Origin of the sequence: Serratia myotis, from assembly GCF_027474885.1 — a bacterium.
In the GTDB taxonomy this organism is placed as follows: Bacteria; Pseudomonadota; Gammaproteobacteria; order Enterobacterales; family Enterobacteriaceae; genus Serratia; species Serratia proteamaculans.
In genome coordinates, this window is sequence record NZ_CP099707.1 from 4,883,069 (window position 1) to 4,906,578 (window position 23,510).

Sequence of the window (23,510 nt, forward strand, 5' to 3'; positions counted from 1 at the left end):
CTTATTTACTCCCTAAACCTAACAGCTCGGCCTGATAATCGCCGGCCGGATAACGGAAAGGTACCGGCCCATCGGCAATACCATCCAGGAACTGGCGCACGCGCGCATCAGGATTGTTCTGTAATTCTTGCGCCGTGCCTTCGGCAATCACCCGATGGTCGGCAACAATGTAAGCGTAGTCGGCGATGCTCAGCACCTCCGGCACGTCGTGCGAAACCACGATGCAGGTGATGCCCAGCGCGTGATTGAGCTCATCGATCAGCTTCACCAGCACGCCCATGGTGATAGGATCCTGGCCGACGAAAGGCTCATCGAACATGATCATCTCTGGGTCGAGCGCAATCGCCCGCGCCAACGCGGCACGCCGCGCCATACCGCCTGACAACTCATTGGGCATCAGCTCAGCCGCACCACGCAGCCCAACCGCCTCCAACTTCATCATCACCGTGCTACGCAGGATCGGTTCCGGCAAACGGCTGTGTTCACGCAGCGGATAAGCCACGTTTTCAAATACCGTCAGATCGGTAAACAGCGCGCCGGACTGGAACAGCATGCTCATTTTTTTGCGCGCTTCATACAGCTGATGGCGGGACAACGCGGGAATGTTATCGCCATCAAACCAGATCTCACCGCTGTCCGGTGCCAGCTGGCCGCCAATCAGACGCAGCAGCGTCGTTTTACCAATACCGGACGGCCCCATGATCGCTGTCACCTTGCCACGGGGAACCGTCAGGTTGATGTCTTCGAATATCAGTCGATCGCCGCGCGAGAAAGTCATGTCGCGAACTTCGACCAGATTCTCTGCCTTCTGGTGCATGTTAATGGATCCTTTACGGCTCATTTTTGCCAAATCTACCCGCGATGTTAAAGCAACGGGCGCAATGCGTCTCATCTTTACAAAAACTTACCGGCATTTCGCTACCAATGGTGCCATAGGTTTTACTTTTACGCGCCACCCGGTCAAAATTGGCGCCATAACGAAAAAAAACGAAAGTGTTCATATATTAGCCGGGAAATCCCGTTGCTGCGGCTTTAGCCTGCGCAACGGAGGGCAAAGCAAGATAGCCGAATTACGGCTTTTAACCAACGAACCGGGATAATTCCCAACAAAGGACCCTGCATGTTTCTCGCGATAGCTTTATTAATCGTTGGTTTATTTTTACTGGTATATGGTGCAGACCGCTTAGTTTACGGTGCTGCGGTCATTTCTCGTTCACTTGGTGTACCACCGCTGATTATCGGCATCACCATCGTCGGTATCGGCACCTCACTGCCGGAACTGTTTGTGTCGACCACCGCCGCGCTGAACGGGCAAATAGATATGGCGGTGGGGAACGTATTGGGTTCCAACATCACCAATATTTTACTGATCCTTGGCGTTGCCGCGTTGATCCACCCGCTGGCTGCGCGTTCCGAAGTATTGCGCCGCGAACTGCCGCTGATGTTGGCGGTCACAGTATTGTGCGGTTTTGTGCTGATGGACGGCACGCTGAGTCGGTTGGATGGCGTGGTGCTGTTGGCCGCCGCCGCCGTATTCATTCTGTTGATGTTGAAAATTGCCCGGCTGGCGCAGCGCGAAGGCAACGACAGCCTGACCGTGGAACAAATGGCCGAACTGCCGCAGGACAGCAGCAACACCGTGGCGGTGTTGTGGCTGGTGCTGGCCTTTATCATTCTGCCGCTGTCTTCCAAAATGGTGGTCGATAACGCCACGGTGATTGCGCACTATTTCGGCATGAGTGAGTTGGTGGTCGGTTTGACCATTATCGCTATCGGCACCAGCCTGCCGGAGCTGGCCACCTCCATTGCCGGGGCACTAAAGGGGGAGGATGATATGGCGATTGGTAATATCATCGGCTCCAACATTTTCAATACGGTGATCGTACTGGGCGTCCCCGCCCTGCTGTCTCCGGGCAGTGTCGATGGTGCCGCCTTCCACCGCGATTATTGGGTGATGCTGGCGGTCAGCATTGTGCTCAGCGCCCTGTGCATTGGGCGGAAACATCGTATCGGCCATCTGGCAGGCGCTCTGTTATTATGTGGTTTTATTGCGTATCTTGCGGTGCTGTTTTTTAACCCTTTCAATACTTTCGGCTAAACCGACGGGAATGAGCATGTCGAACATTCAGTTGCAACCAGGCTTTGATTTTCAGCAGGCAGGCAAAGAAGTGCTGCAGATTGAGCGTGACGGGCTGGCCCAGCTCGATCAATACATCAATGCCGACTTTACTCGCGCCTGTGAGTTGATCGCCGACTGCACCGGCAAAGTGGTGGTGATGGGCATGGGTAAATCCGGCCATATCGGCTGCAAGATTGCCGCCACCTTCGCCAGCACCGGCACGCCTTCGTTCTTTGTTCATCCTGCGGAAGCCAGCCACGGCGACCTCGGCATGGTGACCGCACAGGATATCGTACTCGCCATCTCCAATTCGGGTGAGTCCAACGAAATTCAGGCGCTGATCCCGGTATTGAAACGCCAGCAAATCCCGTTGATCTGCATGACCAACAATCCGGAAAGTTCGATGGGCAAAGCGGCGGATATTCATCTGTGCATTAAAGTGCCGCAGGAAGCCTGCCCGCTTGGCTTGGCGCCGACCACCAGCACCACCGCTACCCTGGTGATGGGCGATGCGTTAGCCGTCGCCCTGCTGAAGGCCCGTGGTTTTACGCCGGAAGATTTTGCACTGTCGCACCCAGGTGGCGCGCTGGGCCGCCGACTGCTGCTGCGCGTGAGCGACATCATGCACAGCGGCGATGAAATTCCCCACGTCAGTGCCGATGCTTCGCTACGTGATGCCCTGCTGGAAATCACCCGCAAAAATCTGGGCATGACGGTCATCTGTGACGATCTGATGAAGATCGCCGGTATCTTTACCGATGGTGACCTGCGGCGGATATTTGATATGGGTATCAATCTCAACGAAGCCAAGATTGTCGATGTCATGACGCTCGGCGGCGTGCGAGTGCGCCCGAACCTGCTGGCGGTAGACGCGCTGAACCTGATGCAGCAACGCCATATCACCGCAGTGCTGGTTGCCGATGGCGACCAATTGCTGGGTGTGGTACATATGCATGACATGCTGCGCGCCGGCGTCGTTTAATTATGGAAGAGAACTCAATGAGTCTGGTTGAAACCTGCTACGGGCCTGTAGAACAAGACGTCATGGCGCGTGCCAGCAAAATCCGCCTGCTGATTTGTGATGTCGATGGCGTGCTGTCAGACGGCCTGATCTTCATGGGCAACAACGGCGAAGAGTTAAAAGCCTTCAACGTACGTGACGGTTACGGCATCCGCTGCCTGAAAACCTCAGATATTGAAGTGGCGATCATCACCGGCCGCTCTGCCAAGCTGCTGGAAGATCGGGCAAAGACCCTCGGTATTGCCCACCTTTATCAGGGGCAATCCGATAAGCTTTTGGCCTTCCGCGAACTGTTGGATACACTGTCGCTAACGGCAGATCAGGTAGCCTATATTGGCGACGACCTGATTGACTGGCCGGTGATGGCGCAGGTTGGCCTGTCGGTTGCGGTGGCAGATGCACACCCGCTGCTGTTGCCACGCGCCCACTATATTACCCGCATTGCCGGCGGCCGCGGTGCGGTGCGCGAGCTGTGTGACATTATTCTTTTGGCTCAGAACAAGCTGGAGGACGCCAAAGGGCTGTCGATATGAGTAAAACCAAACTTTGGATCACCATCCTGCTGGCGGTGATCGCATTGGCGCTGATTGGCTGGAACATGACTGATGTCAATGACGATGCCGCGCCGGGACCGGCTAACAGCCAGGATCCGACTTATCAGAGCCAGCATACGGTCACCATAGTGTACAATCCGACCGGCAAGCTGAGCTACAAGCTGGTGGCGGAAGACGTCAAGTATTATACCGCCGATGAATTAAGCTGGTTTACCCAGCCGGTGATGACGCTGTTTGATGAAAACGCGGTGGCTACCTGGTCAGTTCGCGCCGATCGCGCCAAACTGACTAAAGACCGGATGCTGTATCTTTACGGCCATGTCGAGGTGAACAGCCTGACCACCACCTCACAGCTGGAAAAAATTAAAACGGACAATGCTCAGGTGAACCTGGTGACCCAGGATGTGGCTTCGGATGACGAAGTGACGCTCTACGGGACGAACTTCACCTCTAACGGCATGAAAATGCGTGGGAACCTGCGGGCCAAAACCGCTGAGCTGATTGATAAGGTTAAGACCAACTATGAAATTCAGAACCAACAAACAAAGCCGTAATCTGTTGATCGGCAGCTTGATTTTGGCCGCCAGCGCCCCAGCCTGGGCACTGAAGTCCGACTCCAACCAACCGGTGAGCATCGACTCGCTGAAACAGTCTCTGGATATGCAGAGCAACGTCAGCACCTTTACCGATAACGTGGTGATCAAGCAGGGCACTATCGATATCAAAGCGGACAAGGTGGTGGTGACCCGGCCGGGCGGCGATCAGAACAAGACTTATATCGAAGCCTTTGGTAATCCGGTCACCTTCTATCAGATGCAAGACAGCGGCAAGCCGGTAAAAGGCCATGCGCAGAAAGTCCGTTACGATGTGGCGTCGCAGTTGGTGACCCTGACCGGGAATGCCTATCTGGAACAGCTCGACAGCAACGTAAAAGGCGATCGCATCACCTATCTGGTGCAACAGCAGCAAATGCAGGCGTTCAGCGATAAAGGCAAACGCGTGACTACGGTTCTGGTACCGTCGCAGTTGCAAGACAAAAACGGGCAAAAGAAGAGTAACTAATCACCTATGGCTACACTCATCGCAGAAAACCTGGCGAAAGCCTACAAGGGCCGTAAAGTTGTTGAAGACGTCAGCCTGAAAGTGAAATCCGGCGAAATCGTCGGCCTGCTGGGGCCAAACGGCGCCGGCAAGACCACCACTTTCTACATGGTGGTCGGTATCGTTCAGCGTGATGCCGGACGTATTGTGATTGACGAAGAAGACATCAGTCTGCTGCCATTGCACGCCCGTGCGCGTCGTGGCATCGGCTATTTGCCGCAGGAAGCGTCGATCTTCCGCCGCCTCAGCGTGTATGACAACCTGATGGCCGTACTGGAGATCCGTGACGATCTCAGCAGTGAGCAGCGTGCAGACCGTGCGGTAGAGCTGATGGAAGAATTCCATATCACCCACCTGCGCGACAACCTGGGCCAGGCGCTGTCCGGTGGTGAACGCCGCCGCGTCGAGATCGCCCGTGCCCTGGCGGCTAACCCGAAATTCATCCTGTTGGATGAACCCTTCGCCGGGGTTGACCCGATTTCCGTTATCGACATTAAAAAAATTATCGAGCACTTGCGTGACAGCGGCCTGGGCGTGCTGATCACCGACCATAACGTGCGCGAAACGCTGGACGTGTGTGAACGCGCCTATATCGTCAGCCAGGGCAAACTGATTGCTCACGGCACGCCGGATGCTATTCTGGCCGATGAGCAGGTGAAACGCGTTTATCTGGGCGAAGAATTCCGCCTCTGAGTGCCAGCGCGTCCTGATGGACGACTGTTAACGGAAGTAGACTGAAGATTATGAAGCAAGGTTTGCAACTCAGGTTTAGCCAACAACTGGCCATGACCCCCCAGCTCCAGCAGGCTATCCGCCTGCTGCAGTTGTCCACGCTTGAGCTCCAGCAGGAGATACAGCTGGCGTTAGAGAGCAACCCATTGCTTGAACAGACCGATCTGCACGAAGAAGTCGACGCCAAAGAGACCGTCGAAACCGAAGGTTTGGATACCCGCGAGGCGCTGGAACAGAAGGACATGCCCGAAGAGCTGCCGCTGGACGCCACCTGGGATGAAATCTACACCGCCGGTACGCCGTCCGGTACCCGTACCGATTACAGTGACGATGAGCTGCCGGTGTATCAGGGCGAAACCACCCAGACCCTGCAGGACTACCTGATGTGGCAGGTGGATCTGACACCGTTCTCCGATACCGATGCCGCTATCGCCACCTCGATCGTCGACGCCGTTGATGACACTGGCTATCTCACCGTGCCACTGGAAGACATTCTGGAGAGCATCGGTGACGAGAATGTGACAATGGACGAAGTCGAAGCGGTATTGAAGCGCGTACAGCGTTTTGATCCGGTTGGCGTCGCCGCGCGCGATCTGCGCGATTGTCTGCTGGTTCAGCTTTCCCAGTATGCCAAAGACACGCCATACCTGGCTGAAGCACGCCTGATCATCAGCGAACATCTGGACTTGCTGGCTAACCACGACTTTCGCAGCCTGATGCGAACAACCCGCTCAAAAGAAGATACACTGAAAGAAGCGATGCAGCTGATTCAGTCTCTCGATCCGCGTCCGGGCCAGTCGATCAATACCGGCGAATCCGAGTACGTGATCCCGGACGTGTTGGTGCGTAAGGTGCAAGATGTTTGGACGGTTGAGCTCAATAGCGACAGCATTCCACGCTTGAAGATCAACCAGCAGTACGCCGCAATGGGTAACAGCGCGCGTAACGACAGCGACGGCCAGTACATCCGCAGCAATCTGCAGGAAGCAAAATGGCTGATCAAAAGCCTGGAAAGCCGAAACGACACCCTGCTGAAAGTCTCACGCTGCATCGTCGAGCAGCAACAGGCGTTCTTTGAACAGGGTGCTGAATTTATGAAGCCCATGGTGTTGGCGGATATCGCCCAGGCCGTGGAGATGCATGAATCGACAATTTCACGCGTGACCACGCAGAAGTTTTTGCACAGTCCGCGCGGCATTTTCGAATTGAAATATTTCTTCTCCAGCCATGTGAATACCGACAGCGGAGGCGAAGCTTCCTCTACGGCGATCCGGGCAGTAGTGAAGAAAATGATCGCGGCGGAAAACCCCGCCAAACCGCTCAGCGACAGCAAGCTGGCTACCCTGCTCTCCGACCAGGGGATCATCGTGGCGCGGCGTACCGTCGCCAAGTACCGAGAGTCTTTGTCCATCCCGCCGTCCAACCAACGTAAACAGTTGGTTTGACCTCTATTGAGAAGGAAGACATTATGCAGCTCAACATTACCGGACACCACATCGAAATCACCGAACCTTTGCGTGAGTTCGTGAACACCAAGTTCGCTAAACTCGAACAGTATTTTGATCGCATAAATCAGGTGTATGTCGTTCTTAGTGTGGAAAAAGTGCAGCAGATTGCGGAAGCAACGGTGCACGTGAATGGAGGCGAGTTGCACGCCACCTCGGAAGACGAGAACATGTATGCCGCAATTGACAGCCTGATCGATAAGCTGGCACGTCAATTGAACAAACATAAAGACAAACTGAAACAACACTGACATTCTGGGCCGTTTCCGTCAGCGGGTACGGCTCAAACGTAGCCTCGGCCATCGGCGCGTTACCTGTATGGGTATCGCGCCGATAAGCCATCAAGGGTTAAACAAGGCGAAAAATCACCTCACAAGCCTCCTGCTTGCTGGTGTGGTTTTAAGTGAAGATGAGATGAACAACGAAACAATGCAATTAAGCTCGGTGTTAAACATCGAGTGCACCAGAAGTTCCGTCCATTGCACCAGCAAGAAACGGGCTTTGGAAATTATCAGCGAACTGGCCGCCAAGCAGCTCAACCTGTCACCACAGGTAGTGTTTGACGCGGTTCTCACCCGCGAGCGCATGGGCAGCACCGGTATCGGCAACGGTATCGCTATTCCCCACGGCAAACTGGAAGAGGACACACTGCGGGCCGTTGGCGTGTTTATCCGTCTCGACCAACCTATCGCCTTTGACGCCATTGATAACCAGCCGGTCGATCTGCTGTTCGCCTTACTGGTGCCGGCCGACCAATGTAAAACCCATTTGCATACCCTGTCGCTGGTCGCCAAGCGCCTGGCCGACAAAACCGTATGCCGCCGCCTGCGGGCAGCGCAAAGTGACGAAGAGCTTTACCAAATCATCACCGAGTAATGCCCGGCTGGCGTGACTTCCAGCCCGGATAACGATACTGTTTAGCCACGATGGATCCCGGTTCAGATCGGGATCATAAAGTTTCTAGCGGTGGCGATAAACGCCACTGAGATGCCAGGGGGAGTTGCCACATGGTGCTGATGATTGTCAGCGGCCGTTCCGGTTCAGGGAAATCCGTCGCCTTGCGGGCGTTGGAAGACATGGGTTTTTACTGCGTTGATAACCTGCCCGTGGTACTGCTGCCGCAGCTTGCCAATACGTTGGCTGAACGCAATAGCTCCGCTGCGGTAAGCATCGACGTGCGTAACATGCCGGAATCGCCGGAAGTGTTTGAATATGCGATGACCCAACTGCCGGACAGCTTTTCACCGCAGTTGCTGTTCCTCGACGCCGACCGTAATACGCTGATCCGCCGCTACAGTGATACTCGCCGTCTGCACCCGCTATCCAGCAAGAACCTGTCGCTGGAAAGCGCCATCGATGAAGAGAGCGACCTGCTTGAGCCACTGCGCTCCCGGGCCGATCTGATCATCGATACCTCGGAAATGTCGGTGCATGAGCTGGCCGAAATGCTGCGTACCCGCCTGTTGGGTAAACGCGAGCGCGAGCTGACCATGGTGTTCGAATCCTTCGGCTTTAAGCACGGCATCCCGATTGACGCCGACTACGTGTTCGACGTGCGTTTCCTGCCAAACCCACACTGGGATCCGAAACTGCGTCCGATGACCGGCCTGGATAAGCCCGTCGCCTCGTTCCTCGATCGCCACACTGAAGTGCATAACTTTATCTACCAGACTCGCAGCTATCTGGAACAGTGGTTGCCGATGCTGGAAACCAACAACCGCAGCTATCTGACGGTCGCCATTGGCTGTACCGGCGGTAAACACCGTTCAGTCTATGTAGCGGAACAGTTGGCCGACTACTTCCGCTCACGCGGCAAAAACGTGCAGTCACGCCACCGCACGCTGGAAAAACGCAAACAATGACGGTCAAGCAAACGGTTGAAATCAAAAACAAACTGGGCATGCACGCGCGCCCGGCGATGAAGCTGTTTGAGCTGGTGCAGAGCTTTGATGCCGAGGTGATGTTGCGCAATGACAGCGGCACCGAGGCCGAAGCCAGCAGCGTGATTGCGCTGCTGATGCTGGACTCCGCACAGGGCCGTCATATCGAAGTGGAAGCCACCGGCCCGGATGAAGCCAAGGCACTGGCCGCCGTGATCGAACTGATTAACTCCGGTTTTGACGAAGACTAACCGCCAGGGGCGCTGCATGCTGCGCCCTCTGACTTACACCCTATAATTCCCCACTAGATCCGGCTTAAACAGTCCAGCGCCACCGCTTTGAAACTGTCGAAATTATCACTGCCCAACAGGCGGCTCATCGAACGCTCGCGCACAAAGGTGACGAACAGCTCGTAAATCGCCATCGCCTCTTCGTAATCGCTCTTGCTGATCGCCAGCAGGAAAATCACATGGGCAACCTCGCCCTCTCCCCAGGCCACGCCCTGCGGCGCCAGCAGCGTCACTACCACGGTTTTTTTCGCCAGCAGCCCCAGTGAGTGCGGCAGTGCAATCCCTTCGCCCAGCAGGGTAGAGACAATCGCCTCGCGTTCCACCACCGACGGATAAAAATCATCGCCGACGTAGCCTTCACGTTCAAGCTGGCTGCACACCTTCTGGAACAATTGCGCCTGAGTCAGCGGCTCGTTGACCAGCATAAAATGCTCGGCGTCGAAGAATTTCTCCAGCATATAGGGCTTGGTACGATCCACCAGCACCAACTTGCCCAGCTGTTCGAGCTGGTATTCGGTAGGGAACGGCGACATCACCACCACCGGCTTGTTCTTCTCGCTGACCCGCGCGTTGGAAATCACAAAGTCTTCGTCGATGTGGTTGAGCACCTCGTAATCACGCAGCGAAACGATGCGCGTCATCACCAGTTGCGGGTATTTACGTGCAATCTGCGCCTGGATCATACGTACCGTCGAGTTACCGGTATCGCACACCAGCATCACCTGCGGATGCCGTTCATAGCCGATGTTGTAATGCCGCTCCAGCCCAACGCCAATGTGCAGCACCAGATAGCCGATCTCGTTTTCGCTCAGGGTATAAGGCGTGTATTTCCCCCAGCTGGAGACCGCGGCCAGCGTCACATCATAGGCCATCGGGTAGTGCTGTTTAATGTTCGCCAACAGCGGGTTAGGGATATTAATCTGGTACTTCACCCGGGTGATCATGGTCTTGATATGGGTCAGCAGATCGGCGCGCAGCTGCTTGTCGCCCTGCAGGTTGTAGTTATAGTGCGCGTTGATGTACGAAAGGATGTAATCCACCAGCGCTTCTTCGTCATCGGCATTGATCTCGGTCGGCTGTACCTCCTGCACCCGCCGCGCGGCGATATTCACCCGCAGATAGGCCTCCTCCGCCATCGACACCTCTTTGCCGCTGGCTTTGCGCAGCTCCCCCGCCAGCCAGGTCGATACCTTGCGCACCGCGTCATCGCCGTCCTCAACGTCAAAGTCCGGCAGCGGATAACCGTCGGTAATGCGCCGCAGCGCCACCGCACAGTAGAAAATCAGATATTGCTCGCCTTCGTCGGTCAGGCGGATGGCATATTGCGACAACAGTGGATGCAACAGCCCGGCAAAGTTCGCCACCTGCGGTTGCAGCAGGATCTCATTGTTGAGCAGCGGATTCTCGGTGTCGGCCAGGTGCAACTGGAATAACAGATCCGTCAGACAGGCGCGGATCGCCATCTCCGAACCAAACAGCTTCATGCCGTAGCGCGGTTTGGTTTCAATGGTCAACTGGTAGTGCGCCAGGCGCTCTCTCACCTCAGCCATGTCGTTTTGCAGCGTACCGCGGCTGACAAACCATTCATCGGCTAAATCTTCAAGCTTCAGAGAAAAGGCTGAGGTCAAAAAACGAATCAGCAGATAGTGCACCCGTTCCTGCGCACTGCGTGGCGTAGCGTGTTTTTTACGTTCCCGATGCTGCAGGGCGCTGAACAGCACGGCATCATCGACCTGCAGGCGATAACCCGCCCCACGGCTATGCACAAAGTGGGCGCCGTATTTTTCCAGAATATCGTTCAGCGCGGTGATGTCGGCGCGCACGGTTCGGGTGGACACCGCAAAGCGCTTCGCCAGCTCATCCTGGGGCAAAGTCTCAGATTGCAGAGCATCGAACAGATAGGCCAAACGCGGGTAGGGAAATCGCACCATTCTCTTTCCGTCAATTAAGGTGCCCACCTGGGGAATCAGGCGGGCAACGGGTTACTTCGCCACCGGCAAGAACACCATTTGCGAGGGGCTACCCACCGGCGTATAGCCTTCAACAAAGCTGAGTTTGCCGCTGGCCTTGTCTACGCTGAAGCGGGTGACGTTATCGCTGCGTTGGTTCATTGCATACAGATAATGTCCGTCCGGACTTAGCGTCAACGAGCGTGGATAATCGCCGCGAGTCCAGGTTTCCGCCACCGACTGCAGTTCACCGTCACTGCCGACGCTGAACTGCGCGATGCTGTTATGCAGCCGGTTGGCAACATACAGATTTTTGCCGTCTTCGCTGAGAACCAGACCGGCAGCAAAGTTGGTGCCCTTATAGTCGGCAGGCAGCGAAGAGACGACATGTAACTGTTTCAGAGTACCTTTTTGGTTATCAAAACGGTAGCTGGTCAGCGTCGAGGCCTCTTCGTTCACCAGCAGCACAGTTTTACCGTCCGGATGGAATACAAAGTGACGCGGACCGGCACCCGCGGAAGACGCGGCGATCCACGGTGGATCGTTCGGCGTCAGCGTGCCGCTGGTATCGTCAAAGCGCCACTGGTAGATCCGATCCAGCCCCAGATCGGTGGAGAATACAAACTTGCCGCTCGGATCGCTGGCGATCATATGCGCATGCGGCCCATTGTGATCGCTGATAGCGAAACTGCCTTCCACCGCGCCTTCTGGCTTGCCGGCACCTGCCGGCCCCTGCTGTTGCTGCACCGAACTGGCGTTGCCCAGCTTGCCGTCGCTCTCGATCGGGAAGGCGGCCACGGTGCCGCTGACGTAGTTCGCTACCAGCAGATAACGGCCGTTTGGCGTAGGAGAAAGGTAAACCGGCCCCGCGCCTTGTGAATCGACCTGGTTCAGCTGCGTCAAATTGCCATCGGATGGATTGATACGGTAAGCGATAATGCCGCCGTGTTTAGTGCCGTTAAAATTTGCCACTTCGCTGGCGACATACAGCGTCTGGCCTTTGGCATCCACGGTGAGCTGCGCCGGATTGCCCTGTTTGCTGACCAGCGTTCTGCCGCTCAGCGCTCCGCTGGCCGGGTCAACCTGCACCCGGTAAACGCCTTCACCGTTGGGATTATAGGTACCGATATAAGCGAAATGAGATGACGTAGATTTCATTGCATCCTCAGCATGCAGCGCCGGGCTGGACATCGCCAGTAGCGCCAGGGTTAACGCGGTGCGTAGGGTTGGAGACTGCCAGTTTCGCATAGTTATCCTGATTATAGATAGCGGCGCGGTGTGCCCGCGCCTGTGGATACAGAGCCTGTCGCCTCCCTGCCTTACGTCATCCGATAATGCGTTTATCCCACCAGCTTTTTGGTGATTGCCAGCAGGGTTTTGACATCCTGTGGGCGGGTATTGCCGGTAGCGGAATCGATGATTGAGCTGTAGATATGCGGGATCACCCGTTTCACACCGGCGGCCAGTGCGATCTCGACGATCGGCTCGAAGTTTTCCAGATCGATACCGCCGGTCGGCTCCAGCATAAAATCATGCTCGGCGCAGGCCTGGGCCACATACTGGTATTCTTCTTTGCATGCCAGCCCACCCATCGGGAAATACTTGATTGAGCTGCCGCCCATGTCTTTTAACAGGGCAATGGCGGTTTCCACCGGCACAATGCCGTCTGGCGCAGCGGCGCTCAGTGGGCCCGTCGAGATCTTCACCCAGCCGACGCGGCCGGTAGGCGACACCAGACCGTTCACCACGCTGTCATTTTGCCCCAACAGCGCGCGGCTGGCCCCGACACCGGTAAACACCTGGTTCACGTGCTGTGGTTGCACCCGTTGGGAAATCAGGCTGACCATCGTCGATTGTTTCGGATCGCCCGCGCCCAATCCCACTGACAGCGCATTTTCAATCAGCCGTGCATAGTGCTGCATGTCAGCCACCGCACTGTCGACGTCCGGGTAGTTCTTGGAGAGAACGCCCACCAGCACATGCCCTTCCGCTGCCGAATAGATGTCCTGCGCATTGTCTTTCGAGCCGGCCAATACGTTGAGGCACACGCGATCGCGATAGTAGTTAGGTTGCAACTTCATGCTTGTTTCTCCGTAAACAGATTTTTAATACAGGTGAAGACGGTCATCAGCTGTTGTTGGTCAACGCTGCGCACGTCCACTTCAATCTTGCCTTCGTTGGCCTTATAGCCACGGAAGTAGATGGCGATCTCGCCGGTTTTCAGCGCCTGCACAATGTCGTAGGTCGAACGCCCGAGCACCGCTTCGTCAAAGGTGATTTCCGCCCGCGCAATGTCGCGGCCGGCGCTGTCCCAGACGGTTTTGGCGCTGATGCCGGTCAGGGTGTTCAGACTGTCGATAAACGGCGTCATTCTTTCTACCATTTGCTGGCCGGTGGTTTTCTCCAGCGTCAGATAGCTTTCGATCGCCTGCGTCAGACCGAGGATGCCCTCTTTACCGACCTTCATCGCCCGGCCGATGCCGCCGGATTGCAGCTTCACCCATTCAACGTATTGCTTCTTGCCAATCACCAACCCACTGGTTGGCCCTTCGATGGCTTTGGCGCCGCTGTAAACCACCAGGTCGGCCCCCATCTGGTAGTAGCACAGCAAATCTTCTTCCGCCGCGGCGTCGACGATCAATGGCAGGTTATGTTTGCGCGCCACCACCACCGCCTGTTCAACGGAAAGAATGCTTTTCTGCACGCAGTGGTGCGACTTGATGTAGAGAATAGCGGCGGTCTGCGGCGTAATGCAGGCTTCGAGCTGCTCGGCAGAACACTCGTTGGCGTAGCCCGCTTCGACCACCTTGCCGCCCCCCAGTGCGACCATGGTGTCCACTGGCGCGCCAAAGTTAACGTTATGGCCACGCGGCAGCACAATCTCACGCGGAACGGTGATCGGCGCGGAGTGCAGATTCACCAGCAGGTTGGCGTTATCTTTGACGATCAGGGCCGCCACCGACTGGGCGATGCCCGCCGAGGCGCAGGAAACGATCACCGCATCTTCGACGTTCAGCAGGTTGGCAATGTAGGCACCGGTCTTGTCGACCAGATCCTTGATTTCAAAATAGTGATTCAGGCCGTAGTCAACGGCGTCAATGACGTCCTGACGTGGCGTGGACACGCCGAGCATGGTCATACGACCGGAAGTGTTAATGACCTGCTTTAAATTATATTTTTCATAAATCGAAGACATGAGCGGCTTTCCCTTCATCGGTTAATAGGATTTCCCCGGCCACCACGGCGGCCAGCGGAACCAGCAACTGTTGGCCGGTGGCTGATTGCCCTTCTGAGTCGGCAAATACCTGCGGCCCCTGGCGGAGATCAAACAGGGTGAAATCGGCATCGCAGCCCACGTCGAGCCGGCCCTTGTTGACCAGGCGCAGCGCCGAGGCGGCGTTCTCGGTCACACAGGCGATCACCTGCGGCAGCGACAGCCCAACGCTGAAGAATTTGGACACCACCGTCGCCAGGCTGTGTACCGGCCCGGCCATGCGGTTGCGGCAATAAATATCGGAACTGATGGTATGCGGCAAAATGCCCAGCGCAATCGCCTGCCGGGCGACTTCAAAGCTGAAACTGGCGGTACCGTGGCCGACGTCGAGCAACACGCCGCGCTGCAGCGCACGTTGGATAGACTCACGCAGCGTGCCCGCCGGGGTCAGAATGCGGTTCGGTTTGCCGTTGTAGCAGTGGGTGATAATGTCACCACGGGTCAGCAGATCGGCGATCTCGTCCAGATCCGGCGGGTTATTGCCGATATGCACCATCAGTGGCAATAGGTTGTTTTCCTGCTGGATCTCTTTGGCGAGTACCAGCGGCCGGGTGCCATTCTGCCCAACCACGCTGCTGCTCATACGCGCCTTGATGCCGATGATAAAACCCGGATGGTCGCCAATTGCCTGGCTGACTTTCTGCTTATCGATATCCGCCAGATCGGCCAGTTCGTTCTGCCGCAGCAGGCCAATACGTGAAATATTCAGGAAGGCGAAGACGTTGGTTTTGGCACTGCGTGTCAACGCATAAAACGCATCGATATCATCGGTGCCGGTGCTACCGGCGTCGACCACCGTGGTGACTCCGCAGGCGGTGCCGACCAAATCCGGTTGGTCGTGGTAAATCGGCGAAGAGGGGTAACAGTGCACGTGGGAATCGATCCAACCGGCGCTCAGGTGGTGCTGACCCGCCAGATCCCAGAGCCGATGAGCACTAACGTCGTCAGCCAACTGCCCTACCTCGGCAATCTTGCCATCCTGCACCGCCAAATCGACCAACCGGCCATCCGCCAGTCTGGCGCGTCTGATCACTAAGTCATACATACTGCATTACTCCTTTTCAAGCAGGGGAGCGGCGAACCGCTCCCCGACAATCACAGTCGCATTTAAGCGATGGCTACCGGGAAAATAGCCCCTAACAGCATCGCCCCAAGGATCGCCCCGCCGGTGATTGGCTTATTCCAGATATAGAACAGCAGTGCGCCGAGCAGTGAACCAATGCCAATAGGGATCGAGGCGGTCATCGCAGACAGGATGATCAACGGCCCCAGGAAGCGACCGGAGGAGTTACCGGCCCCCATCATCACGTCCGCCCCGTAGGTGGAGTTGCTCTGATTGATGGTGAATTTACGCGCCAGAATGATCAGGTAGCCAATCGCCAAACCAATCACCAGACCCGTTATCAGCGAGGCAGCAAAGTTGGCGACCGGGAAGATAATCCCCGCCCCCAGCAGCAGTGCCGGCACCCCCAACCCTACACCGGTCTGGATCGCACCGCCGATGTCCAGGATCCCCACCAGCGAGCCTTCGATGATGCGCGCAAACAGGAAGCTGGCACCGAATGCCGCCACCGCGCCATAAACGCCGGTGTCCATTCCGGCCCGCAGCATGGATACGAAGGCCACTTCGTTAAAGGCGCCGATGCCATACAGGTAGTACATGTGCGTCCCGGCGAACACGCCGGAAGAGAGCAGGCCAACAAAAATCGGGAATGACCAGTCGGCATACCAGAAGCCTTTTTGGGTTTGTTCTTCCATCATCCAGCTCCTTATTTACCGCTCAGGGTATTGTGAATGGCATCCAGCCAGCCCGGCACGCCGAGGCTGAAGGACTCGAGGACTTTCATGTCGAAGCCGCGGAAGAAACCGCTCAGCACGAACAACAGCACGATCACCGCCATCATGATCTTGGTGATTTTGTTCCAGCCACTCTCTTCCACGCCTTTACCGATCAGGATACCCAGCACCAGACCCGGTACGGCGTTGCCCATGATCAACTGCGCCAGGCCGCCGAAGATGGTGCCCCAGAAGCCGGAGCGACGCCCGGCGTCGATCGCCGCCAGCCAGAAGATCACCGGCATCACGGTGTTCACCAGCAGGTTAGCGGCCGGTACCAACACTTTAATCGCCGTGACCTGCAGCGCAGCAGGCACTGCGGAGGCGGTGGTATTGAGGAAGGCCACTACCAGCATGCCGATAATGCCGCAGGCGATAGCCATTTTTTTCGGATCGTGCAGCGTTTGCGCCAGGTTGCGGTTTTTGACCATCAACGCCGCTGCCCCCCAATGTGGGATGATGCGGTGGTCAACGTCCTGCGTGAAGGCCCCCGCCGCCACGGAAGACGCCCAGGCGTTGAAGAAGAAGCCCAGACCGAATGAGAAATGGGAAGCCGGATCGCCCTCGCAGGAGTTCAGCTCGCCCAGGGTGCGGAAAGCGCCCATGCCCTGTGTGGTCGGAGCATGGAACATACGTGCGGCGCCGGCCCCTACGCCAACCCCCACCAGTCCGCCTATAATAAGCGACTTAAATAAGATGATTAAAAACATCAGTATACCCTTTGATTTATGCTAACGTTTTTATTTCGCGACGAAGACAACTTTTTCTGTATTGATGATTGTCACGTTCACGGTTATTTCCAGAGTAACGGAATAGTTCTTTCTTTCGCGCGGCAGAAAGAAGAACAGAAACTTTTCTTTTGTTATTTTCTCTTCCGCTTTTAATACGCTGACATCCTGCGGTTCAATACGCAGCAGAATATTACTGGTGGATTTTAATACCGCGCCCTGCACATTGGCCAAGGCGGAAGCAAAAGCTTTCGCTTTGCTGTCGCCCTTACCCTCCACCTTTACCGACGTTGTATATTGCTCTTTCATTACGGATTGCCGTGTTTTTTAACGTAGGCTTCAACCAGCCTCTGGCCCAGTTCTTCTTTATCCATAAAACCGAAACCTAACACGGTGCAGCCTTCGTTAATTGCCGTCACGCCCTCATCAATCGAGCGCATGCCGTATTTGGCTTTATAGCCGTATTTGGTCTGAGCGGTAATCGCCCCAGCGCCGCCGCTGCCGCAGAAAGAAATACCCAACTGCGCGCCTTCCGCTTTCATCACGTCGCCGAGCTTCATGTCTGCCGCTACGCCTGGGATCACAATGGCTTTTCCGCCTGCGTTTTCAATGCCCTGACCCACTTTCTGACCTTTACCCAAACGATCGCCAATCACTACGGTAATCTGACCCATGGTATTTCTCCTGATTAAATTAATTCGTTAACTGCTATTGGTTATTATCTTTTGCCACTTCAAAATGTACGGAAAGCAAATAAGCTTCTTCTATCGGTAGAGTGCTAAAGGGATCCACGACTCTTTCCGCCATTTTCATTGATTCCTCTGAGATTTCATCAAACAACGATTTATCCACCTCAGGCAAAGGCTCACCGGTTATTGAGCGTAGCACCATGGCACGAATATGCGATTCCAGCATCTGTTGCTGTACGGCATTGGTATAAATGCCTTCTGCGCTCAGCATCGCGGTAATATCAGCCAGTACCTGCTCGGTTATCGCCCCGGCCTGACTGATATCGGGTTGCTCACTATTTTCTCTCGCAGCAGATCCATCATTCACTTTTCAGTACCCCTAGATCCAAACATGATTCTGTCAATCGCATAGCGCATCACCTGAATAACCCGCCTTCTCTGATGCCTTTACCCTAACCCCGGGAAGATTTTCTGTGTAGCGTGTTTTTTTCCAGTTGGAAGTGGAAATTCAGTGACCGTCAGGGATCCATTTCGCAAAATAGGCATTTGCCAGATAATTCAATTAAATTACAAAAAGATAACACCACAAACTGTTTCCAGTTCGCGCAGCGGTGGTGAAAAGCTTCGTGATCGGGATCTCTTTCTTTTCCCCGCTTAACCGCCTACTATCGGTAAGACAATTCGACATCAACAACACCCCCCGCTCCTCTGGCGCGGGGGGTGTTGCTTTTGTGCTGTTTTTCCGAATTTATGGGCACGTAACCTGCGCCCTTTGATTTGACTGGAGAGTGGAATGACCAAACCAACCATTACTATTAATGAGCTGGATGCGGAGCGCCTGGATGCGCTATTGGCACAACCGGCCTATGCCAACACCGATGTCGCCGCCGCGCTCAACATCGAGCTGGATCGCGCCGAAATCCTGCCGCCGTCCCAGATCCCAGCCAGCGTGGTGACCATGAACAGCCGCGTGCGTTTCCGCGACCTGCATACGGCAGAAGAACACGTGCGTACGCTGGTTTACCCGGCTTCGCTGAAGGATAGCCACGAGCAGCTTTCTGTGATGGCGCCACTGGGCGCAGCGCTGCTGGGCATGCATATAGGTAACCAGATTACCTGGCAGTTGCCAAACGGTGAAGAAGCGCATATCGAAGTGCTGGAACTGTTGTACCAGCCGGAAGCGGCGGGTGAATACCACCGCTAAGTGGTTATCGGGGCGGTACCTTACCGCCCTTTCTGTCTGTGTCTTACAAGCTGATGGCGATCAAAACCAGGATCAACAGCAACACGTAAATTCTGGCATGCAGCCTGTCGTTGACCTTCGGCAACCACCTTTTGGCAAACAGGATCCCCGAAATACCTGCAGCCACCAGCAGCCCAAGAATGGTGAGATTGACATAGCCCAGGTATTGCGGCCCGGTCATTTCCTTCCAGCCCAATCCGACATACATCAATGCACCAATGACGGCGACCGGGATCGACAACGGATTGGCCGCGCTGACGCAATGCTTCATTTCATAGCCATGCCGACGCAATAAAGGCACCGTCAGCACACTTCCCCCCACGCCGAGCATGGTGGCAATCACCCCGATTAACGGCCCCCCGATCCACAGGGTCGCCTTTGACAGCACCGCACGAGCCGGCTTGACTAAAAAACCCTGTCTGAACAGGCAGTCTGCGATCGTCACCAGCATATAAATTACAAACAGCAGCCTAACCACTCCGTCTTCCAGCAAGCTGGAGGCAAAAGCCCCCAACGCAGCGCCAATGCCGATAAAATAGATCAGCGGGACGATGGTTTCACGCAGCAGGTTGCCGCTGCGCCAGTTGGTGAAGGTGGCATAGCCCGAATTCAGGATCATCACCGCCGTCGAGGTCGCCACCGCGATATGCATTGCCTGACCTGACTGTTCACCCGAAGCGGCAACCAAATGATAAACAAAAGGCACCACCACAAAGCCGCCGCCAAAACCGAACAAAATGGTGGTGATGCCGGTAATAAAACCGGCACCGAGGATGACCAGCGTCTCAATCATGGCTATGCGCCCGAATGAAATCATCAAAACCGGCTGCGAACTGACCGGCCAACGCATGGAATTCATCGCCGACAAACAACGCCAGGTAATGGCGGCGAATAGCATCATGGTCGACGAGTTCAATCCCCACCGCCTGTGCCTGTTCCAGGGTTTGTGCATCCGGGAAACCCCAATAACGGTAGTCGCCTTGCCGTTCCACGGTTATCGGTTTCCGCTCACCCACCCGCATTAACTGATTCGCCAAAAAGGCGCCGGAACGGATCCCCAGCAACAGCATATTTTCCAAAAATGAAAGGTCATAGCGCAGTTCGGCGGGCTGGCGAGCGATCACCGGGCCGGCATCCCATTGCTCATCCATCTCGTGCAACGTTAATGCGCAGCGTTCCTCACCGTTCATCATGGCGCGAAAGAGCGTCATGACACCGCGATAATGCGGTAAATCCCCTGGATGCAGGTTCCATAACAATTTACCGCGCTGGCTGAAAGCCCGTACATAATCGGCAGAAAACTTCTGATAACAGCGCAATGAAATCACCGCATCCATATTGCCCAAGCTGCTGATAAAGGTACTGTCATTGATATCCGTAATACGATGCGCATTCACCCCGGCATCCGCCAGGAAAACCTGCGGTGCCTGATAAGCCCCCTGACAAACATCGGCATGTCGGCTGGCAAAGGGAAAGACGAAGTCATTCAACACCTGACGCTCATAAAGCCCCAGTTGCCGCACCGCCGGCTCCTGTAAACGACCCGACGCTTTCGCCAGCGGAAAATAAACCGTAAAAGTACACTCCTTGTTTAAGGCGCTAATAACATCCTGACATGCCAACCAGGAAAAAATATCGTTGCCAACAAATAGCGCTACGTTTTTCATACTGTTGCCTTCTTGGTATTAAATATGCTGTTATTGAAAACTATTTTACTGATATCCCGGGTTATGGATTCCATTGCCGAGGTATAAAAAAGATCGCCTTTCGCCGGAGCACCCAGAGAGTAAAGGTTTTGTTCATTGCCCTGTTCGTCCGGGATTTTTAGTGTCAGGGGATTACACTTCACGCCACCAAATATATTTTCTTGCACCAGGCCACCCTGCAACAAAGTGTCGTTTAACCGGTTTGGTTTCATTTGATAAGAAGGGGCCGTGCAATTAAGCAAGTATTGGGTATGTACCGCCGTATTATGGCAAAAAGCTTTAAAACCTTGATCGTTCTTCTCGATATTGATCACACCGCCAAAAGCACGCAGCCGTTGGCATTCAAATGCAGTGATAATTTTATTGGCATTTTTTAATGGCATGGCGTGCCTGTTCCGCATCCAGGACGAATTATAGAAGCGCATAAATACCTGTCGATTATTTTCATCCATTTTTACCCAAGCCTCACATACCGCAGGATGGATAGCGGCCAGGTAGCTACAAATATGCTCACGGGCGAAGCGCGCCCGGCTCAGGCTTTCAGCCAGATCGCGATAACAATCCTTACCGGCCCCCATCGCCGACAGCACCGTCAGCCGCTCCGGACCTGGGTAGTATTGCTCCAACGCCGCGTTAATCACATGAACCAACTGATGGGCGTCGATATAGCTATGGTCGGCGACGAAACGGACCAGCCGTTGCCTGAATGCGGGTGGTGGTGCACGCATCAGTGCAGGCTGCACGCTGGGGAACAAGCCGGAACGCGACAAAGCGGATATATCACTCGCGCCCACCCGTTCAATCAGCTCGATAATCGCGTCTATCGCCGTCAGACTACAGCCAATCACACCGACTGCTGAAGCAGGGCTGATAGCCGGCAATTCCCGATTAGCCTGGTAGGCAATAACGCCATCAATCGGATACAGGCTTTCCGCTTCATTATGCCCCGAACACAACACTAACGCGTTCATCTGCTCCGCAGCGCCACCGGCGGTGGTCAACAAATACCCCCCGGAATGCGAGCCGATCGCTTCGACTTCAGCGGTAATAAAATTCAGCGTAACGTTGCTGTCAGCCGCCATAAACACCGACATATCACGAATAAAATCGAGATAATCTTTATAAACCCAGCGAGGCGGATAGCGGTCTTTACAGTAGCGAGGGAAATGCATCGAGATCCAATCGGAAAAGTGCGCGCGATCAAAAATATCCGCCGACATGTTCTCCGGCGTCATATTGAGGATATGGCTATCGAAGTCACTACTGTAAGCCATACCACCATTAAAGCCTTGCTTGTCATAAACCTTCAGCGAAAGATGCTTATTGCAATTATTAATCGACTTATTCTTAATAAAGTTATACGCAAAAGAAATACCCGCCGCGCCACCACCAATCACACCGATCTTATACATGAAATATCACCTTATAGTCACAGCATTAAAAGAATAACTATTGCTTCAGGTGTTGGAATAAACAGTCATTTATTCCTTATTAACTTCTTGTATTGCACAGGTGAGATAACCCACCCCGCCCCGGCGTTTAAAATAATGAGGGTTCAATCAACAATAAAATACCTCGCCACCAAGGCAGCGTTATTTTTCTGCCCTGATAGTAGAGTGATGGCGACTGGCTTGCTTTATATGAAAGGCCAACTATCATTGCGTTTCGGCCAAACTGCACAACGACAGGGTTTATGCGCAACGTACGTATTGATGACCTCGACCACGTGCCGAGGCCGGTGATTGCCATAGGGACCGACTACCCTTCAGGCCATCTGTTGCCCATGCACAGCCACAGGCGCGCTCAGCTACTCTATGGTGCCACCGGGGTGATGCACGTCTTTACCCTCCAGGGTAACTGGCTTGTACCACCACAGCGGGCGGTGTGGCTGCCGCCACAGATACCGCACGAGGTGAGAATGGTCGGCGTCACCACCCGCAGCCTGTACATTGAACCGACGGCGCTGCTGGCCTCTCAACCTCAGGTTTGTCAGGTGGTTAGCGTGACACCGCTGATGCGCCAACTGTTGATGGCGGCGGTCGATATGCCCCTCGAGTATCAGCAGCAAGGCCGGGATGGTGCGCTGGTCAGTTTGCTGTTACATGAGCTGGCCCAGTTGCAGTCCCTGCCGCTGCACATCCCGCTGCCTGCCGATCGACGACTGGGGGAACTGTGCCAGAGATTCCTGCAACAGCCCGACGCGCACGACTCACCGCAGGTGTGGGCTACACGCCTGTATATGAGTATCCGCAGCTTCAGCCGCTTGTTCCGGGATCAAACCGGCATGTCATTCTCACAATGGCGTCAGCGGGCCTGCGTGGTGTTGGCGCTGGCCCAATTGGCCGAAGGCAGTAGCGTTACGCAGGTGGCTCTGGAATTGGGTTATGAAAGCAGCGCGGCGTTTGCAACCATGTTTCGCCGCGTGCTGGGGCAGGCGCCGTCCTGCTATCTGGCTTCAGAACGGCGCGAAAGGGCTTAACGGAATTTCTTGTGGTTGGTGTCGCGAGTTTGCTTGAAGCCCTGCGCGACCTGTTTGGCTTCTGCCAGCTTGCCCTGGTTGGCCAGCGCCAGCGACTGATCGATCTGGCCGATCAACGTATCCAGTCCGTGGTGAAAATCTTTTATCTCTGGGCTATCGTTGGCTTTGTCTTCCATTTTCGGCGGCTTGCTTTGCTTGGCATCTACCGCCGCGGCACGCATATTCTGCAGGCTTTGTTTGAGGGTATCCGTAGAGTCGGTGCTCAGCACCTTTTTGTAATTGCCTGCGATGGTATCCATATCGTCGGCCAGATCGGCCGCGACCGCCAGTGTACTGGCACCCAGCAGCGCCAACGCCAACAGCGCTTTCAGTTTGTTCGACATGCTTGCTCACCTTCCGGTTAT

General features: G+C 55.2%; 29 protein-coding genes. 14 read left to right on the top strand and 15 right to left on the bottom strand.

Annotated features, from left to right (window positions below; translation table 11 throughout):
- Nucleotide 1 precedes the first annotated feature (1 nt).
- On the bottom strand, nucleotides 2-817 hold the full coding sequence (gene mlaF, locus NHG65_RS22960) for a phospholipid ABC transporter ATP-binding protein MlaF (RefSeq protein ID WP_099062102.1): 816 nt from the start codon (nucleotides 815-817) through the stop codon (nucleotides 2-4).
- A gap of 4 nt (nucleotides 818-821) precedes the next feature.
- On the opposite strand from mlaF, the gene NHG65_RS22965 reads away from it, so the two are divergent.
- The 12 genes from NHG65_RS22965 to npr all read left to right on the top strand — a co-directional run bounded on the left by NHG65_RS22965 (nucleotide 822) and on the right by npr (nucleotide 9,163).
- Nucleotides 822-1,100, top strand: coding sequence for a hypothetical protein (locus NHG65_RS22965; RefSeq protein WP_157765416.1), 279 nt, complete (start codon nucleotides 822-824; stop codon nucleotides 1,098-1,100).
- Between the two features lie 20 nt (nucleotides 1,101-1,120).
- Nucleotides 1,121-2,098 carry a calcium/sodium antiporter gene (locus tag NHG65_RS22970; RefSeq protein WP_099062101.1) on the top strand — a complete coding sequence of 326 codons (978 nt, stop codon included), beginning with the start codon at nucleotides 1,121-1,123 and terminating at the stop codon, nucleotides 2,096-2,098.
- Between the two features lie 16 nt (nucleotides 2,099-2,114).
- A complete protein-coding gene (gene kdsD, locus NHG65_RS22975) occupies nucleotides 2,115-3,101 on the top strand; it encodes an arabinose-5-phosphate isomerase KdsD (protein ID WP_085119664.1) in 987 nt (328 codons plus the stop codon).
- A gap of 17 nt (nucleotides 3,102-3,118) precedes the next feature.
- Nucleotides 3,119-3,673, top strand: coding sequence for a 3-deoxy-manno-octulosonate-8-phosphatase KdsC (gene kdsC / locus NHG65_RS22980; RefSeq protein ID WP_099062100.1), 555 nt, complete (start codon nucleotides 3,119-3,121; stop codon nucleotides 3,671-3,673).
- Nucleotides 3,670-4,248 carry an LPS export ABC transporter periplasmic protein LptC gene (gene lptC / locus NHG65_RS22985; RefSeq protein ID WP_085119666.1) on the top strand — a complete coding sequence of 193 codons (579 nt, stop codon included), beginning with the start codon at nucleotides 3,670-3,672 and terminating at the stop codon, nucleotides 4,246-4,248. The genes kdsC and lptC overlap by 4 nt, the downstream gene beginning before the upstream one ends.
- Nucleotides 4,217-4,756 (top strand): lipopolysaccharide ABC transporter substrate-binding protein LptA, encoded by a 540-nt coding sequence (gene lptA / locus NHG65_RS22990; RefSeq protein WP_085119667.1) that lies wholly within the window; start codon nucleotides 4,217-4,219, stop codon nucleotides 4,754-4,756. Before lptC ends, lptA begins: the two co-directional genes overlap by 32 nt.
- A 6-nt stretch (nucleotides 4,757-4,762) precedes the next feature.
- Nucleotides 4,763-5,488, top strand: a complete 726-nt coding sequence (gene lptB / locus NHG65_RS22995; RefSeq protein WP_085119668.1) for an LPS export ABC transporter ATP-binding protein — start codon at nucleotides 4,763-4,765, stop codon at nucleotides 5,486-5,488.
- 50 nt (nucleotides 5,489-5,538) lie between these two features.
- On the top strand, nucleotides 5,539-6,972 hold the full coding sequence (gene rpoN / locus NHG65_RS23000) for an RNA polymerase factor sigma-54 (protein WP_099062099.1): 1,434 nt from the start codon (nucleotides 5,539-5,541) through the stop codon (nucleotides 6,970-6,972).
- Nucleotides 6,973-6,995: 23 nt separating this feature from the next.
- Nucleotides 6,996-7,283: a ribosome hibernation promoting factor gene (hpf, locus tag NHG65_RS23005; RefSeq protein WP_012147063.1), complete on the top strand. Its 288-nt coding sequence runs from the start codon at nucleotides 6,996-6,998 to the stop codon at nucleotides 7,281-7,283.
- 163 nt (nucleotides 7,284-7,446) lie between these two features.
- Nucleotides 7,447-7,908, top strand: coding sequence for a PTS IIA-like nitrogen regulatory protein PtsN (gene ptsN, locus NHG65_RS23010; protein ID WP_099062098.1), 462 nt, complete (start codon nucleotides 7,447-7,449; stop codon nucleotides 7,906-7,908).
- Nucleotides 7,909-8,039: 131 nt separating this feature from the next.
- Nucleotides 8,040-8,894 (top strand): RNase adapter RapZ, encoded by an 855-nt coding sequence (rapZ, locus tag NHG65_RS23015; protein ID WP_012147065.1) that lies wholly within the window; start codon nucleotides 8,040-8,042, stop codon nucleotides 8,892-8,894.
- Nucleotides 8,891-9,163 carry a PTS phosphocarrier protein NPr gene (gene npr, locus NHG65_RS23020; RefSeq protein ID WP_012147066.1) on the top strand — a complete coding sequence of 91 codons (273 nt, stop codon included), beginning with the start codon at nucleotides 8,891-8,893 and terminating at the stop codon, nucleotides 9,161-9,163. The genes rapZ and npr overlap by 4 nt, the downstream gene beginning before the upstream one ends.
- A 53-nt stretch (nucleotides 9,164-9,216) precedes the next feature.
- Here npr and NHG65_RS23025 read toward each other — a convergent pair whose 3' ends face one another.
- The 10 genes from NHG65_RS23025 to NHG65_RS23070 all read right to left on the bottom strand — a co-directional run bounded on the left by NHG65_RS23025 (nucleotide 9,217) and on the right by NHG65_RS23070 (nucleotide 18,045).
- A complete protein-coding gene (locus tag NHG65_RS23025; RefSeq protein WP_207977349.1) occupies nucleotides 9,217-11,133 on the bottom strand; it encodes a BglG family transcription antiterminator in 1,917 nt (638 codons plus the stop codon).
- Between the two features lie 51 nt (nucleotides 11,134-11,184).
- Nucleotides 11,185-12,399: a lactonase family protein gene (locus NHG65_RS23030; RefSeq protein ID WP_261428136.1), complete on the bottom strand. Its 1,215-nt coding sequence runs from the start codon at nucleotides 12,397-12,399 to the stop codon at nucleotides 11,185-11,187.
- Nucleotides 12,400-12,491: 92 nt separating this feature from the next.
- On the bottom strand, nucleotides 12,492-13,232 hold the full coding sequence (gene dagF / locus NHG65_RS23035; protein ID WP_099062095.1) for a 2-dehydro-3-deoxy-phosphogluconate aldolase: 741 nt from the start codon (nucleotides 13,230-13,232) through the stop codon (nucleotides 12,492-12,494).
- Nucleotides 13,229-14,347, bottom strand: a complete 1,119-nt coding sequence (locus tag NHG65_RS23040) for a DgaE family pyridoxal phosphate-dependent ammonia lyase (protein ID WP_099062094.1) — start codon at nucleotides 14,345-14,347, stop codon at nucleotides 13,229-13,231. The genes dagF and NHG65_RS23040 overlap by 4 nt, the downstream gene beginning before the upstream one ends.
- Nucleotides 14,331-15,470, bottom strand: a complete 1,140-nt coding sequence (locus NHG65_RS23045; RefSeq protein ID WP_499182716.1) for an amidohydrolase/deacetylase family metallohydrolase — start codon at nucleotides 15,468-15,470, stop codon at nucleotides 14,331-14,333. Before NHG65_RS23045 ends, NHG65_RS23040 begins: the two co-directional genes overlap by 17 nt.
- A gap of 62 nt (nucleotides 15,471-15,532) precedes the next feature.
- Nucleotides 15,533-16,183 carry a DUF4310 family protein gene (locus tag NHG65_RS23050; protein WP_037416299.1) on the bottom strand — a complete coding sequence of 217 codons (651 nt, stop codon included), beginning with the start codon at nucleotides 16,181-16,183 and terminating at the stop codon, nucleotides 15,533-15,535.
- An 11-nt stretch (nucleotides 16,184-16,194) separates the two neighbouring features.
- Nucleotides 16,195-16,971: a DUF4311 domain-containing protein gene (locus tag NHG65_RS23055; protein ID WP_012147073.1), complete on the bottom strand. Its 777-nt coding sequence runs from the start codon at nucleotides 16,969-16,971 to the stop codon at nucleotides 16,195-16,197.
- A gap of 30 nt (nucleotides 16,972-17,001) precedes the next feature.
- Complete coding sequence (locus NHG65_RS23060) at nucleotides 17,002-17,298, bottom strand: DUF4312 family protein (RefSeq protein WP_099062091.1); 297 nt, start codon at nucleotides 17,296-17,298, stop codon at nucleotides 17,002-17,004.
- Nucleotides 17,298-17,663 carry a glycine-rich SFCGS family protein gene (locus tag NHG65_RS23065; RefSeq protein WP_012147075.1) on the bottom strand — a complete coding sequence of 122 codons (366 nt, stop codon included), beginning with the start codon at nucleotides 17,661-17,663 and terminating at the stop codon, nucleotides 17,298-17,300. Before NHG65_RS23065 ends, NHG65_RS23060 begins: the two co-directional genes overlap by 1 nt.
- Before the next feature lie 34 nt (nucleotides 17,664-17,697).
- Nucleotides 17,698-18,045 carry a glycine dehydrogenase gene (locus NHG65_RS23070; RefSeq protein WP_099062090.1) on the bottom strand — a complete coding sequence of 116 codons (348 nt, stop codon included), beginning with the start codon at nucleotides 18,043-18,045 and terminating at the stop codon, nucleotides 17,698-17,700.
- 426 nt (nucleotides 18,046-18,471) lie between these two features.
- On the opposite strand from NHG65_RS23070, the gene rnk reads away from it, so the two are divergent.
- Nucleotides 18,472-18,882 (top strand): nucleoside diphosphate kinase regulator, encoded by a 411-nt coding sequence (gene rnk, locus NHG65_RS23075; protein WP_085119679.1) that lies wholly within the window; start codon nucleotides 18,472-18,474, stop codon nucleotides 18,880-18,882.
- A 43-nt stretch (nucleotides 18,883-18,925) separates the two neighbouring features.
- Here the strand turns inward: rnk and NHG65_RS23080 are convergent, their stop codons facing one another.
- The 3 genes from NHG65_RS23080 to NHG65_RS23090 are packed head-to-tail and all read right to left on the bottom strand — an operon-like array spanning nucleotide 18,926 to nucleotide 22,039.
- Nucleotides 18,926-19,714: a sulfite exporter TauE/SafE family protein gene (locus NHG65_RS23080; protein WP_099065074.1), complete on the bottom strand. Its 789-nt coding sequence runs from the start codon at nucleotides 19,712-19,714 to the stop codon at nucleotides 18,926-18,928.
- Nucleotides 19,707-20,588, bottom strand: a complete 882-nt coding sequence (locus tag NHG65_RS23085) for a formyltransferase family protein (RefSeq protein WP_499182717.1) — start codon at nucleotides 20,586-20,588, stop codon at nucleotides 19,707-19,709. Before NHG65_RS23085 ends, NHG65_RS23080 begins: the two co-directional genes overlap by 8 nt.
- Nucleotides 20,585-22,039, bottom strand: a complete 1,455-nt coding sequence (locus NHG65_RS23090) for an FAD/NAD(P)-binding protein (protein WP_219017069.1) — start codon at nucleotides 22,037-22,039, stop codon at nucleotides 20,585-20,587. The genes NHG65_RS23085 and NHG65_RS23090 overlap by 4 nt, the downstream gene beginning before the upstream one ends.
- 281 nt (nucleotides 22,040-22,320) lie before the next feature.
- On the opposite strand from NHG65_RS23090, the gene NHG65_RS23095 reads away from it, so the two are divergent.
- Nucleotides 22,321-23,106 carry an AraC family transcriptional regulator gene (locus NHG65_RS23095; protein ID WP_413502710.1) on the top strand — a complete coding sequence of 262 codons (786 nt, stop codon included), beginning with the start codon at nucleotides 22,321-22,323 and terminating at the stop codon, nucleotides 23,104-23,106.
- Here the strand turns inward: NHG65_RS23095 and cybC are convergent.
- Nucleotides 23,103-23,489, bottom strand: coding sequence for a cytochrome b562 (gene cybC, locus NHG65_RS23100; RefSeq protein WP_085119680.1), 387 nt, complete (start codon nucleotides 23,487-23,489; stop codon nucleotides 23,103-23,105). The genes NHG65_RS23095 and cybC overlap by 4 nt on opposite strands.
- Nucleotides 23,490-23,510: the final 21 nt, after the last annotated feature.